The organism is Marinobacterium sedimentorum, assembly GCF_024267675.1.
In the GTDB taxonomy this organism is placed as follows: domain Bacteria; phylum Pseudomonadota; class Gammaproteobacteria; order Pseudomonadales; family Balneatricaceae; genus Marinobacterium_A; species Marinobacterium_A sedimentorum.
Map to the genome: position 1 here is coordinate 1 of NZ_JALDYX010000026.1, position 12860 is coordinate 12860.

Annotated in this window: 11 protein-coding genes; 7 read left to right on the top strand and 4 right to left on the bottom strand. The window is 58.2% G+C overall.

Going from position 1 to position 12860, the window contains the following annotated elements; all coding sequences use genetic code 11:
• The first annotated feature begins 422 nt into the window (after positions 1-422).
• From MRS74_RS17855 to MRS74_RS17870, 4 genes are all read left to right on the top strand, one after another.
• Positions 423-653: a hypothetical protein gene (locus MRS74_RS17855; protein ID WP_254581634.1), complete on the top strand. Its 231-nt coding sequence runs from the start codon at positions 423-425 to the stop codon at positions 651-653.
• Positions 654-701: 48 nt separating this feature from the next.
• Entirely contained in the window at positions 702-1298 is a 597-nt protein-coding gene (locus MRS74_RS17860) for a hypothetical protein (protein ID WP_254581635.1), read from the top strand.
• A gap of 636 nt (positions 1299-1934) precedes the next feature.
• The gene (locus tag MRS74_RS17865) at positions 1935-2696 is read left to right on the top strand and encodes a VIT1/CCC1 transporter family protein (RefSeq protein WP_254581636.1); all 762 of its coding nucleotides are present in this window, start codon (positions 1935-1937) and stop codon (positions 2694-2696) included.
• Between the two features lie 338 nt (positions 2697-3034).
• Positions 3035-3763: a DUF4124 domain-containing protein gene (locus MRS74_RS17870; protein ID WP_254581637.1), complete on the top strand. Its 729-nt coding sequence runs from the start codon at positions 3035-3037 to the stop codon at positions 3761-3763.
• Here MRS74_RS17870 and MRS74_RS17875 read toward each other — a convergent pair.
• From MRS74_RS17875 to MRS74_RS17890, 4 genes are read right to left on the bottom strand one after another with little or no spacing between them, the layout of a single operon-like run.
• A complete protein-coding gene (locus tag MRS74_RS17875) occupies positions 3757-4851 on the bottom strand; it encodes an ABC transporter substrate-binding protein (protein WP_254581638.1) in 1095 nt (364 codons plus the stop codon). The genes MRS74_RS17870 and MRS74_RS17875 overlap by 7 nt on opposite strands.
• On the bottom strand, positions 4851-6281 hold the full coding sequence (locus tag MRS74_RS17880; RefSeq protein ID WP_254581639.1) for a sensor histidine kinase: 1431 nt from the start codon (positions 6279-6281) through the stop codon (positions 4851-4853). The genes MRS74_RS17875 and MRS74_RS17880 overlap by 1 nt, the downstream gene beginning before the upstream one ends.
• On the bottom strand, positions 6256-6927 hold the full coding sequence (locus MRS74_RS17885; protein ID WP_254581640.1) for a response regulator transcription factor: 672 nt from the start codon (positions 6925-6927) through the stop codon (positions 6256-6258). Before MRS74_RS17885 ends, MRS74_RS17880 begins: the two co-directional genes overlap by 26 nt.
• 6 nt (positions 6928-6933) lie before the next feature.
• Positions 6934-7851, bottom strand: coding sequence for a transcriptional regulator GcvA (locus tag MRS74_RS17890; RefSeq protein ID WP_254581641.1), 918 nt, complete (start codon positions 7849-7851; stop codon positions 6934-6936).
• A 573-nt stretch (positions 7852-8424) separates the two neighbouring features.
• On the opposite strand from MRS74_RS17890, the gene MRS74_RS17895 reads away from it, so the two are divergent.
• The 3 genes from MRS74_RS17895 (at position 8425) to MRS74_RS17905 (ending at position 12852) form a co-directional block, all read left to right on the top strand.
• Positions 8425-9528 (top strand): 4-oxalomesaconate tautomerase, encoded by a 1104-nt coding sequence (locus MRS74_RS17895; protein ID WP_254581642.1) that lies wholly within the window; start codon positions 8425-8427, stop codon positions 9526-9528.
• A 120-nt stretch (positions 9529-9648) separates the two neighbouring features.
• Entirely contained in the window at positions 9649-10764 is a 1116-nt protein-coding gene (locus MRS74_RS17900; RefSeq protein WP_254581643.1) for a Bug family tripartite tricarboxylate transporter substrate binding protein, read from the top strand.
• Between the two features lie 72 nt (positions 10765-10836).
• Positions 10837-12852, top strand: a complete 2016-nt coding sequence (locus tag MRS74_RS17905) for a tripartite tricarboxylate transporter permease (protein ID WP_254581644.1) — start codon at positions 10837-10839, stop codon at positions 12850-12852.
• The last annotated feature ends 8 nt before the right edge of the window (positions 12853-12860 follow it).

The window sequence follows — 12860 nt, forward strand, 5'->3', positions numbered from 1 at the left end:
ATTTTAGCAAAAACCCTGTCAAGATATTTTTTATAAAAATGAGCTGAATAGTTACATTGAGTCTTTAATTTGCCCACATGGCTTTGTGCCCATTTCGACTGTTTCCCCGTCTTTATCCTTCCCCCGAAAACTTATCTTCTGTGATTCCAAGCTGGCTGGTGCGTGATCTTCTTCGCTTGTGAGGGAGGCCCTGCGAGCACCTGCAGCAAGCAGGGCGACCAAAGCGAATAATGTATCTGGCCACTATTTCTGGCCTCGAAGGAATGTTTTGGTAGGTAGATGTTGCTAAACTTTTAATTTTACATGCTAATCAAGCACTTGTATCTACCAATGCACCGAACCCTGCCGTTATGCTATGATCAATTCGGGAGTTACGGTGAATTGTCATGCAACTTCGCAGATGAACTTGGAAGAGTGAGATGATGAGCAAAAGACAAGGATCGAGGGTGTTCATAGCTCCAGATCGAGATGCAAACGAAGTTACACTCGAAGCGTCGAGTTCTCGTATAATTGCTCTTGGTACTCGTGATATTACTGTTGTACGTATAAACCGTGCTACAGCGGATCGCGCCATGAAAAAAGCGATGATTGCTCACTTGAAAAGACGCAGAGATGAGAGAAATGAGGATGACCTTGCAGAAGCGCTCATCTAAATAATAGATATTGGTTACTATATAGTTTAGTTATTCACGGATAGGTCGATGGAACAACAGGCTACGGAAGGTCAAGCTGACGATATTCAGCCGCATAATCCAATTCTTCTAAAGTTGGTCGTTGAGGAAGACGATCTTTCTCTGTCCTTAATAGGACGACTAGCGTACGCGGAATATAAAATACAGAAGTTTGAGTTTTTCCGCGATACGGAAGTTAACGAAGGCCGCTCGCCGACTCATGAGGAGCTAAAAGGTTTTCTTAGAAATTATAATGATCGGAGGCTGGATCAGCTGCGTTCGGAAGCGGAGCAAACTTTATTTGAGTTTGCAGACGAAATCTCGCAACAGTTTCTGACAGAACAAACACGAAACTCTGCAGTCCTACAGCAAGTAGTAGCCTCCAATGCAAAGGTTCAGGGCGAGCTGGATGATGTAAAGACTCACATTACGGATAGAACCAAGGCCAAGGTCGGATTTTTTTTGGGTATCGGGTCTTCTATTGCTGCCACAATTTTTCTCGCTGTTCTCCTTGCCATCATTGGCGCATCTAGTTCTGACTCAAACTTTGGAAAGCTTTATCGAGCAATTGTCCTAAATGAAGGAAAATTAACACTCGAACCAAGCCCAAAAAATGACTTAAACTGAAGAACATAACTCGCAGTTTTTCCGTGCGGCTAGCTTAGATGGACCGATCTAAGTTAAATGCACGACAGGGACGCAGTTGATCGTTCACGGCGTTGATGTGGATACTTTACACAATGCGTCGCATGAATACCTGGGGCTCAAGCACGAGCGCCTGCAAGGTGATAGAATCGTCGCCGACGGTCCCATTGTTGCGATCAGGTTACTTTAGGCCACTCAAGCGTTTTCTCGATCAATAAGCCGTATAGTCTCCCTTGATCGTCCATATCGGGCTATACCGTTGCCTGTAGCTGGTCAGCGGGCGGCAGCGAGCAGCCACCCGCAGTTAATGCGGTCTGGAGCGGACTGGCAGAATACTGTTCAGGGTTCAAATCACTGCCCCACCACCATTAATCGGTTTATCCCCGCGGTCGCGGGGAACCCAGCGTACTGCCGCGTCCCCGCTCGCAAGAACCAAATCCCTGGCCCCACTCAACGGCAATCAAACGGTGCTTCAGGGCAGCAGTCTTGCCCACGTCCACGCGAAGCAGCCGCCCCGCCCCTCCCCCCGCTAGCGGGCTGTTGGGCTATCCTGCCATCAGTAACGCCAGTGCCCATCCGCCGTGCAACGTGCATCCGCCCGCCAGAAGAGACTTCCAGATGAAAAAGGCCAGCCGAGAAGAACTTGTGCGCGATCACAGGCCCGAGGCAATCAGGCAGCGCCTCAAGGAGCCCGACAAGGCCCAGTACATCTCCGATGCGGTACTGGGCGGCATCGACGGCTGCGTGACCACCTTTGCCGTGGTCTGCGGCGCGGTCGGTGCCGGCTTCCCATCCGCGGTGGCACTGGTGCTGGGTCTTGCCAACCTGGTTGCCGATGGCTTCAGCATGGCCATCAGCAATTACGAATCCATCAAGGCGGCACGGGAATTCAGCGACGACGTTCGCCGTACCGAGCAGCACCATATCGATACCGTACCCGATGGGGAGCGCGAAGAAATACGCCAGATATTCGAGCAGAAAGGGTTTCAGGGGGACGTGCTGGAAGAAATCGTCCAGACAATCTGCCAGGACACGAACCTGTGGATCGACACCATGCTGACAGAAGAATACGGCCTGCAGAAAGCCTGCCCCCAACCCTGGAAGTCGGCGTTCACCACCTTCGCCGCCTTCCTGCTTGTCGGCGCCATGCCGCTGGCGCCTTTTCTGATACCGGCCCAAGACATGCAGTGGCAGTTTGCCCTCAGTGCCGCCATCGCCGCCTGCATGTTCTTCTCCATCGGCATGCTGAAAAGCCTGGTCTTCTCGCTGCCGGTGCTGGCGTCCGGCGTACGCACGCTGCTGACCGGCGGCACCGCCGCCTCACTCGCCTTCATCACCGGTTACCTGCTACGCACCCTGTTTGGCATAAGCCTGAGCTGAACCGGCACCTGCCAGCCGTTGGTGAAACCACAGGCAAAAAACCGGCCGCCTTCGATCAGCTGAAATCCGAAGGCCATGTGGTCAGGAAACCCTGCGTGGATACTGCATCTAAGTCGCTGCGCAGCCTCCCGGGAGCCTGCCCGAGTATGCTGGCCGAAGCGAGAGCCGGCTGGTTTGAGCTGGTTTCTGGGGTTAATAGTGCTTCTATTTAACGCAGAACAGCACAAAAAACAGCCCCTCTTGAGGTTAAAGAGCCAGCGGGTTCGCAGCAGGTGAAATTTTCGGACAGCCCCCCGGGGAGGCTACACTGTTTGATAGCTGTAAACAGGATTCCCGTTATGCAACGCTGCCGCCTGATCCCTGCTCTGATTCCTGCCCTGATGTTGATGCTGGCCTTTGAGGCGCAGGCCGGCGTCTACAAGTGCCGGGGGCCGGATGGCCGACTCAGTTTCTCCAGCCAGCCCTGCCCGGCACAGCAGCAGATCGACCATCGACTCTCCGCCGATGAAAAACAGCGTCAGGCCGACGCGGCGGCGTCCCGGGACCGGCAGCAACAGGAGGCGCAGGGCCCGGGCGACGCCGCGACGCCGCAGAATGCGTACGACCGGCTCATGCAAAAGCTGGCCGGGCGGGTCTACCGCCAGGGGGCCCCGCTAACCGGGCCAGGCACTGCCGCGCAGCCAGAATCCAACGCCGACCAGCTGGCTGGCGAACTGGTTCGGACCATGGAACAGGGGCTCACCTTTAACGTCGAGCCGGGCAGCACCTTCGATCCGGTAAGCAATAACCCAGGCGATGCTTCGGTACAGCAGGTCGCCGCTTTCCTGAAGACGAACCTGCATAACCCCGGCTCGCTTGAGCTGATCGAATGGGGCCCCGTGCTGAAGGTGATAAAGATCGACAAACTGGATTTCAGCTCCAGGAAGGAGTATCGGGTCAGGCTCAGGTTCCAGGCAAAAAACGGCCTGGGCCGCTATGTCCCGCTCGATCAGGTCTTCATTCTCGACACCAGCGCAACCGTGAAGCGGGTGGCCGATTTCGATGGCCGCCCCCTGCAGGACTACTGATCATCTGCGGCCGATGCACCTGGCCCACGGGGCGCTTCGAAGGCCCGGCGCCACTCCTCCAGAATCAGACTGCGTTTCATGGCATCGGTCTGCACCAGCAGCGATACGCCCAGTGGTATCGGGCGCAGCGGGCTACTGTAAGACAACCGCAGGTTCTGGGCACTGGTTTCGCCAGATACGTCATCGCGAATGGGATAGAGGCTCGATTTGTCCGCCAGTATCTGCTGGCCCTGCAGCGACAGCATGAAATCGAGGAAACGCTGCGCGTCCGGGGCATTCCCGGAAGCCCTGGGGATAAAGGCACTGCGCATGATCACGGTGGTGTAATCGCTGGGCAAGACCACGCTGAGCACCGGGTATTTCCTGGCCCAGGCATGGGCGTATGAGCCCAGCACGTTGTAGGCAATTACAATGTTGCCCAGTGCCAGCTGCTGCAGCATGGCTGCGCTGCTTGAGAACAGCTGGGTGTCATGCAGGCTGAAGGACTCCAGCAGGCGACCGTTGCTGGCGGTACGCAGGTTGTCGTGGGACCAGACCAGATAGCCAATACCCACGGTTTCAATATCAAAGGTGCCAATCCGCCCGCGCACCTGATCCCCCTTGCGCCGGATGAGGTCAATAAGTTCTGCGCGGCTCGAGGGCAACGTTTCGTTATCCAGAAAACCACTGTTGATCACCATCACCGCCGGCTCGTAGGTAATGCCAAAGATCTCGTTGCGCCAGCGGGCCCAGTCGGGCAGCGCCTGAGTCTCGGCCGAACGGTAGGGCTGGGCATAACCATCGTTGACCAGTTTGAACTGCAGATCCATGGCCGAACTCATCACCAGGTCCGGCGTTTTCGGCAAGTCGGCGAGGAAGCGGTTATACAGCTCCCGAGTGCCAAACTCGTGATAATTCACCCGTATCGACGGGTATTTCCGTTGATAGGCCTCCAGTACCGGCGCAATGGCCACAAAATCGGCCCCTCCATGAATCTGCAGCACCGAGGCTTGAGTGCCTTTAGCAGGAAGTGCCCATAGTGTTTCGGCCTGCAGCGCCGCCGCAGTCGCGCTCAGCAACAGGCCAGTCAGCAACCTTGAAAGCCGCATCACAGGACCCTCCTGCGGTGAAAACGGACAGTAACAACCAGGCCCGCGGGTTGATTGTCGGTCAGTTTCAGGGACGCGCGGTGATAGCTGGCGACGTCCTTGGCGATGGCAAGTCCAAGGCCCGAACCGGTGCGGACATTGTTGGGGCTGCGATAAAACCGCTCGAACACCAGTGGTTTCTCGGCATCCGGGATGCCAGGACCCTGATCCGCCACCGACAGACTGATATAACTTTCGTCCTGCTCCAGCCGCACCTGCACCTCGCTCCCCGGATTGCTGTAACGTATGGCATTTTCCAGAATATTTTGCACCATCTGGCGCAGCGCAAAGGCATTGGCCTGCAACAGCACCGCGTCGTCGCCGTCGTAGGCCAGCTCCACACCCTGCTCCAGTGCCGGCAACGCCAGTTGGCGGCACTGCTCGCGTACCAGTTGATCCAGTGCCACGGGCTCCGTCTGCTGGCTGCGCAGGCGATGGGCCAGCACCGCCTGACTGAGCAGCTGATTCACCGTATCACTCAGGCGATCCGCCGACTCCAGCACCCGGTTCAGTTGTCTTTGCCGCAAACCGGCATCCTCTTCATCCAGCGCATTCTGCGCCTGGGATCTCAGGCCCGCCAGGGGCGTGCGGATCTGGTGTGCCGCCTCGCTGGTAAAACGCTGCAGGCCATCCAGAGTACCGCCCAGCTGCTGCATGAAATGGTTAATGGTACGCACCAGCTTGGAAATCTCCCGTGGCACCGCCAGGTCCAGCGGGCTCAGATCCACCGATGAGCGCCGTGCCAGTGCGCTATTCAAGCGTTCCAGCGGGCGCAGGGTCATCCAGATGCCCAGCGATACCAGCAACAGTGCCACCATAAACAGCAGCCCGATCAGCTGCAGCGCCCGCAGGCTGATTTCATCTGCCAGGCTCGTGCGCGCTAGCGTCGTCTGGCCAATCTGAATCTGGATATAGCCGCTGAAATCAGTTTCGGTCAGCAGCCGCTCCAGCACGACAAAACGCACCGCCTCACCACGATACCGAGCATCAAAGAACACTTTCCTGAACGTATCGCCATCGGCGGAGCCGGCGTGACGAACTCGGGTAGCGGGGGCAGAGGGCAGGTCGTCGTAACCGGTAATATGTTCGTCATCGGGTCCCAGAATGCGGTAGTAGACCCGGTCATCCGGCGCCAGCGCCAGGGTTTCGAAGGCGGCGCGGGGCAGGTCCGCCACAACCTTGCCGTGGCGCAGCGCAATTTGTTCGGCGATCTGCAGCGCCGCTCCGGTGAGCAGCCGGTCGTAGGACAGCTGCGCGGAGCGCTGTGCATAGGTCTGGGAAGCACGCACACCCAGCAGCGACACGGCGATCAGCAGTACGCTGGTCATGCACAGCAGCTTGCGCCGGATTGACCAGCGCGACACATCAGGCCGGCGTATTTTCAACCACATAACCAAGACCCCTGAGCGTGCGTATCTGAACCGAGCTGTGCGGCAGCTTCTTGCGCAGGCGCCCCACATAGAGCTCGATGGCATTGGGGCCCGGCGTCTCATCGAAGTTATACAGATGATCGAGCAACTCTTCCTTGCTCAAAACCCGCCCGGTGTGGGCCATGAAGATTTCCAGCAGGCGAAACTCGCGCTGTTTCAGCGCCACCAGCTCGCCATCGACGGTCACCACACAGGCGTGACGGTCAAGTTCGGTGTTGCCGATACTGAGCCTGTCCTGCGCCTGCCCCTGACTGCGACGCAGCAGGGCGCGGCTGCGCGCCTCCAGCTCACCAAAGTCGAAGGGTTTGGTGAGGTAATCGTCAGCCCCCAGATCCAGCAGGCTGATGCGGTCTTCGATCTGGCCCCGTGCGGTCAGCACCAGCACCGGCGTGGTGCTGCTGCGCCGGCGCAACAACGACAGCACCTGCTCACCGCCGAGCCCCGGCAGGTTCAGGTCCAGAATGATCAGGTCAAACGCCTGATGCCTGAGGATGTTGTCAGCCTTAGTGCCATCGAGGGCGACATCGGCGGCGTGGCCCTGCTTGAGCAGTCGCCGGCTGATGGCCTCAGCCAGGGTCAGGTCATCTTCTACGATCAGAATTCGCATGCTGCCTCACTTGCTGTCACGGTGCCCGGCACTCATTTCCTGCTTGATCCACTGCACAAAGCGCTGAATATCGGGCCGGTTCAGAGTATTGCGCGTGCATATCAGATAATAGCTGTGCCGCGCCTGTACGCTGACATCGAACAAGCGCACCAGGCGCCCGGCACGCAGGTCATCCGCCGCCAGCACACTGCTGCCCAGCGCAATGCCCTGGCCGTCCATCGCCGCCTGCAGCACCATGCTCGACATGCTGAAACGCGGCCCGTTCACCACCTCCAGCGACGCGACACCTGCGACCCCAAGCCACTGCCCCCAACCGGGAAATTCACGGTCATCCGCCCGGCCCTCGAAGTGCAGCAGCGTCTGGCCCGCCAGATCCCGCGGCTGCCGGAAGACCTTGCCCCGTTCCAGCAGGCGAGGACTGCATACCGGAAAAACAACTTCATCGGTGAGGGCTTCAAGGTGCATGCCCCGCTCCTTTGGCGGCCCGTAGCGGATGGCCAGATCCACATCCTCGTAGGAAAAATCCACCAGCCGGGTCGAGGCATCCACCCGCAGATCGATATCCGGATGGGCACGGCGAAATAGCTCAAGCCTTGGCAGCAGCCACTTGGCGCCAAAGGACGGAGCCACGCTGATGGTGATCAAATTCTGATTGCCAAATTGCTGTGCCCGCGTCACCGCCTGGTTCAGCAGCTCGAAGCCGCTTTCAATCAGCGGCAGCGCCGCCCGACCGGCTTCTGTCAGGCGCACGGACTTGTTCAGGCGCTTGAACAGGTCAACCCCCAGAAATTCCTCCAGCAGCTTGACCTGCTGACTCACCGCCCCGGTGGTGACATGCAGCTCGTCCGCCGCCTGTTTCAGGCTTTCGTGGCGCCCGGCAGCTTCAAAGGCGCGCAGCGCTTTAAGGGGGGGTAATCGTCGCATGATGCTGATCCTGTATCCGGTAGTACGCAGCCCCAGCGGGACCAATTTCCACATAGTGTAGAATATCTATATCAAATAGCGACTATTTCAATAGCAGATAAATACCATCCATTAAAAATTCAAAAAATAAGCCGCTCTAAAAGTTTTAGATATTCTAACTCTAAAGAGTTTCACCCTTGTCCAGAACCCGGCTCGTCGCCGCACCCGATGCGAGCGTAGCAGTTCTGCGACCTAGCCTAATGAAACTCGTAGAACAGCACCAAAAAATCCATATATTCAGATAAAAAATATAAATAACAATAAATTAACAAAAAACCAATTCCACTTCTGCGAACCATTCTGCGTCTAATAGCGCCGGAAATAACCGCGGAAAACTGCATGAAATTCAACCATATTTTTTAAGCAGAAAAATACAGGTTTAGCTTTTCTATACCAATAATGAAAATTATATGGTTTGTCGCGTAAAACCACCGGGCGTATCTTGATCACAAATCAGCCAGACACGGCTGACTCAACAAAAAATGACATAGAAATATTAAATCTCACCCCCTCTCAGCCACCAGGTTAGCGACCATGCAGACATCCATTCCCTGCACCATCATGCGCGGCGGCACCTCCCGCGGCCCCTATTTCCTGGCATCCAGCCTGCCCGACGACTGGCCCACCCAGGAGAAGGTTCTGCTGGCGGCACTCGGCTCCCCCAGCGCCCAGCAGATCGACGGCATCGGTGGCGGCACCTCCCTCACCAGCAAGACGGCGATCATCTCGGCCTCCAAACGGCCAGATGCCGATGTCGATTACCTTTTTGCCCAGGTCGGCATCGATACGCTGTCCGTCGATATTGCGCCGTCCTGCGGCAATATTCTGGCAGGCGTAGGCCCCTTTGCCATCGAGTCCGGCCTGGTAAAACCCGGTGCAGACGAAACCGTGGTAAGGGTGTTCAACGTCAATACCAGCAAGCTGATCGAGGTGCGGGTAAAAACCCCCAACGGCCAGGTTGAATACGAAGGCGACACCGCCATTGACGGCGTCACCGGTACCGCAGCGCCTGTGCTGCTCAACTTTCTCGATGTCGCCGGCAGCAAGACCGGCACCCTGCTGCCCACCGGCAACGCCTGGGACCTGATCGACGGGGTGCCGGTTACCTGCATCGACGCCGCCGTGCCCATGGTGGTCATCGCTGCCGAATCTCTGGGCAAGGATGGCGCCGAAACCAAGGCCGAGCTGGACAGCGACACCGAGATGATGGCGCGCATCGAAAGCATCCGCCGCGCGGCCTCCTGGAAGATGGGCCTGGGCGATGCCAGCGGCAAAGTGATACCCAAGGTGGCGTTGGTTTCGGCACCGCGCAACGGCGGCAGCCTTACCTCACGCTACTTCGTACCCGACAACTGCCACGCCAGCCATGCCGTCACAGGCGCAATCTGCGTCAGCACCTGCGCCATGGTACCGGGCTCTGTGGCCGCGCCTTATCTGGGTAACGTATTCGGCGATTCGACCCTGCGCATTGAACACCCCAGCGGCCAGATTGAAATCGTGCTGGAAATCCAGCCCGCGGCCAAAGGCATCGATGTGCGCAGTGCCGGTGTGATCCGCACCGCCCGCAAGCTGATCAGCGGCGATCTCTTTGTACCGAGCTTCATCTGGAACGGTGCACGCAATTCCAAAGTGTCCTGACCAAAAAAATGCCCTGAAATTGCCCCATGACAGGCTGGTGACAGCTTGGGGGCATACCTTCAGCCTTAACCCCGATCCGCAAGGCTTCGGGACCCACAATAAATAAAAGAGACCAAAATCATGAAGAACGCCGACAAGTTCCTGCGTAAATTCTCCGCCCGCGCCATTCGTCCCCTGGTTGTCGCCATTGCCTGCGCCAGCGCACTGAGCGTTACGACCCCCGTCCTTGCCACCGATTTCGAAGGCGCCCGCATCGAAATGACTATGCCCTTCAAGGAAGGCGGCGGCACCGACACCTGGGGCCGTTTCTACGCCCCCCTCATCGGTGAACAGCTTCCTGGCCAGCCCGTTGTCGTGGTCAAGAATATTCCGGGCGGCGGCTCCACCAGCGGTGCCAACCAATTTCAAGCGCGTGCCAAGGCCGATGGCCGCGACATCTTCGCCTCCTCAGGCTCCACCATGTTCCCGTATATCCTGGGCGACAAGCGTGTGAAATATGAGTACAAGGACTGGACCGCCATACTGGCATCACCCACGGGAGGCGTGGTGTATATCAGCTCTGACCTGGGTGTCAAAAACATCGCCGAGCTGGCAAAACTCAAGGATGCCGACCTCAAGTACGCCAGTCAGGGCGCAACCAGCCTGGATCTGATTACCCTGCTGTCATTCGAAGTACTGGGGCTGGATGTCAAAGCCGTATTCGGCATGAAAGGACGCGGCGAAGCACGCCTGGCGTTTGAGCGTGGCGAAGTCAATATCGATGACCAGACCACTTCCGGCTTTATCAAGAAGGTTCAGCCCCTGGTTGATGAGGGCAAGGCCATACCGCTGTTCAGCTGGGGCGTATTGGGCAAGGACGGAAAAATCCAGCGCGATCCGACCTTTCCGGACCTGCCGCACTTCGTGGAAGCCTATGAGATGGTGCACGGCAGTGCGCCCAGCAGCGAACGCTTCCGCGCCTGGAAAGCCTTCTTTATCGCCGGCTATGCCGCCCAGAAAGGCCTGTTCCTGCCCAAGGGCACACCGGATGATGTCGTACAGGCTTACCGGGAAGCCATCGCCAAGGCGGTTGCCACACCGGGTTTCAGTGAAAAGGCACAGGATGTACTGGGTGACTACGACCAGGCCGTTGGCGATGAAGCCAGCATGATGTTTACCGAAGCTGTCAGCATGGATGATGAAGCCAGAGCCTGGGTCATCAACTGGCTCAACTCCAAATACAGCGCCGGCCTCTGATTCAGGACCCAAGGCGCACTACTGCGGGCGGTTCTAACCGCCCTTTTCGCACCCTTTCCAGTGGTGACCCCAATGCTCGATACTCTGATTACATCGCTGCTGACCGTGCTCAGCTTGCACCATATTCTCTATCTGGCAGGCGGTGTTTTTCTCGGCCTGCTGATCGGTATCTTCCCCGGTCTTGGCGGCATCGCCGGCCTGTCCCTGCTACTGCCGTTCCTCTACGGCATGGACCCGATCTCCGCGCTGGCCATGCTGGTCGGCCTGGTGGCGGTTATCCCGACGTCGGATACTTTCACCTCGGTGCTGATGGGTATTCCGGGTTCCAGCGCCTCCCAGGCCACAGTATTGGACGGCTTCCCGATGGCCAAACAGGGCCACGCCGCCCGCGCACTGGCCGCCGCCTTTACTGCATCCCTGTTCGGCGGCCTGTTCGGCGCCCTGATGCTGACGGTCTTCGTACTGATCGCAAGGCCACTGATTCTGGCCTTTGGCTCGGCTGAACTCTTTATGCTCACCCTGCTGGGTCTGAGCATGGTCGGCGTTCTGGCCGGCAACAGCCTGGTGAAAGGCATCAGCGCCTGCGGCATCGGCCTGCTGCTGGGTAGCCTCGGGGCAGCGCCTGCCACTGGCGAATACCGCATGTCTTTCGATAATACCTATCTGATGGATGGCATTCCGCTGGTCGTAGTGGGCCTGGGCATTTTTGCCATTCCGGAAATTATCGACCTGCTGCGCCAGAATCGCGCCATCGCCGAAGCCTCTGAGCTGGGCAGTGGCTGGGTTGACGGGTTCAAGGATGTGATCAAGCACAAATGGCTGTCGATCCGCTGCGCCATACTCGGCACCCTGGTTGGCGCCCTGCCCGGTCTTGGCGGCAGCGTGGTTGACTGGATTGCCTATGGCCATGCGGTGCAAACCACCAAGGCAAAGGACAACCCCCAGTTCGGCAAGGGCGACGTGCGCGGCGTTATCGCGCCTGAATCAGCCAACAATGCCAAAGAAGGCGGCGGGCTGATCCCCACACTGCTGTTTGGTATTCCGGGTTCCGGCAGCATGGCGGTATTTCTCGGCGGCATGGTCCTGATCGGCCTGGAGCCGGGCCCCGCCATGGTGGGCGCTGAACTCGGCACCACTTACACCATCGTCTGGTCACTGGCTCTGGCGAATGTCATAGGCGCCGGCTCCTGCCTGCTGCTGTCCAAGTGGGTCGCACGCCTGACGCTGATCCCCTATGCGCTGATGGCCCCGTTCATGCTGATGGTCATCTGCTTTGCCGCCTTCCAGGCAACCCGCAGTCTGGGCGATCTGGTCGCACTGCTGGCCATTGGCGTGCTGGGTGTCGTGATGAAGCGCTTCGACTGGCCACGCCCGGCCTTCCTGATCGGCTTCGTACTGGCCGGCGGCATGGAAACCTATTTGTATCAGGCGGTGCAGTTTGATGGCTGGTCCTTCCTGACCAAGCCTGGCGTGCTGATCATTGCCGCGATTACCGTTGCCTCGATCTACTTCGCCGTGCGCACCAAGCCTGCTGACAAAACCGACGACACAGGCGCAAACACCGAGACTGAGACAGCGCCTGAAGCTCCGCGTCGTCGCGCCAGCAACCTGCGCCCGCAGATCATCTTCGCCATCGCCGTGGTCGGCCTCTTTGGCTACGGCCTCTACGACGCACTGCAGCACTCATTCCTGGGCGGCGTATTCACCGCGGGTCTGTGCGCTTTCATGCTGGTGATGTCGCTGATCGTGCTGGTCAAGCTGCTGCGCGGACGACTGGAAGACCCGGTGAACTTCGACAACGAAGTGGAAGCCGGCTACAGCACCGACAGCAGCATCACCAGCCTGCCCCACTATGTTTACTGGCTGACCGGGCTGATACTGGGCTGCTATCTGTTCGGCTATCTGATCGCCATTGGCCTGTTCTTCATCATCTTCCTGCTGCTAAAAGCACGCACTTCGATGATCAAAACCCTATCGCTGACCGGTGCGGCCCTGGCCTTCCTGGTGGTGCTGTCGCACCTGATGGTGCTGGATATGCCCCGCGGACTGTTGCAGGAAATGGTGCAGCTCCCCTGGCCACTGAGTTAAGAGGCAAG

What these genes read in the sequence shown, in the direction of transcription:
- MRS74_RS17855 (WP_254581634.1), top strand. Translation starts at nt 423, where the DNA reads ATGAGCAAAAGACAAGGATCGAGGGTGTTCATAGCTCCAGATCGAGAT.
- MRS74_RS17860 (WP_254581635.1), top strand. Translation starts at nt 702, where the DNA reads ATGGAACAACAGGCTACGGAAGGTCAAGCTGACGATATTCAGCCGCAT.
- MRS74_RS17865 (WP_254581636.1), top strand. Translation starts at nt 1,935, where the DNA reads ATGAAAAAGGCCAGCCGAGAAGAACTTGTGCGCGATCACAGGCCCGAG.
- MRS74_RS17870 (WP_254581637.1), top strand. Translation starts at nt 3,035, where the DNA reads ATGCAACGCTGCCGCCTGATCCCTGCTCTGATTCCTGCCCTGATGTTG.
- MRS74_RS17875 (WP_254581638.1), bottom strand. Translation starts at nt 4,851, where the DNA reads ATGCGGCTTTCAAGGTTGCTGACTGGCCTGTTGCTGAGCGCGACTGCG.
- MRS74_RS17880 (WP_254581639.1), bottom strand. Translation starts at nt 6,281, where the DNA reads ATGTGGTTGAAAATACGCCGGCCTGATGTGTCGCGCTGGTCAATCCGG.
- MRS74_RS17885 (WP_254581640.1), bottom strand. Translation starts at nt 6,927, where the DNA reads ATGCGAATTCTGATCGTAGAAGATGACCTGACCCTGGCTGAGGCCATC.
- MRS74_RS17890 (WP_254581641.1), bottom strand. Translation starts at nt 7,851, where the DNA reads ATGCGACGATTACCCCCCCTTAAAGCGCTGCGCGCCTTTGAAGCTGCC.
- MRS74_RS17895 (WP_254581642.1), top strand. Translation starts at nt 8,425, where the DNA reads ATGCAGACATCCATTCCCTGCACCATCATGCGCGGCGGCACCTCCCGC.
- MRS74_RS17900 (WP_254581643.1), top strand. Translation starts at nt 9,649, where the DNA reads ATGAAGAACGCCGACAAGTTCCTGCGTAAATTCTCCGCCCGCGCCATT.
- MRS74_RS17905 (WP_254581644.1), top strand. Translation starts at nt 10,837, where the DNA reads ATGCTCGATACTCTGATTACATCGCTGCTGACCGTGCTCAGCTTGCAC.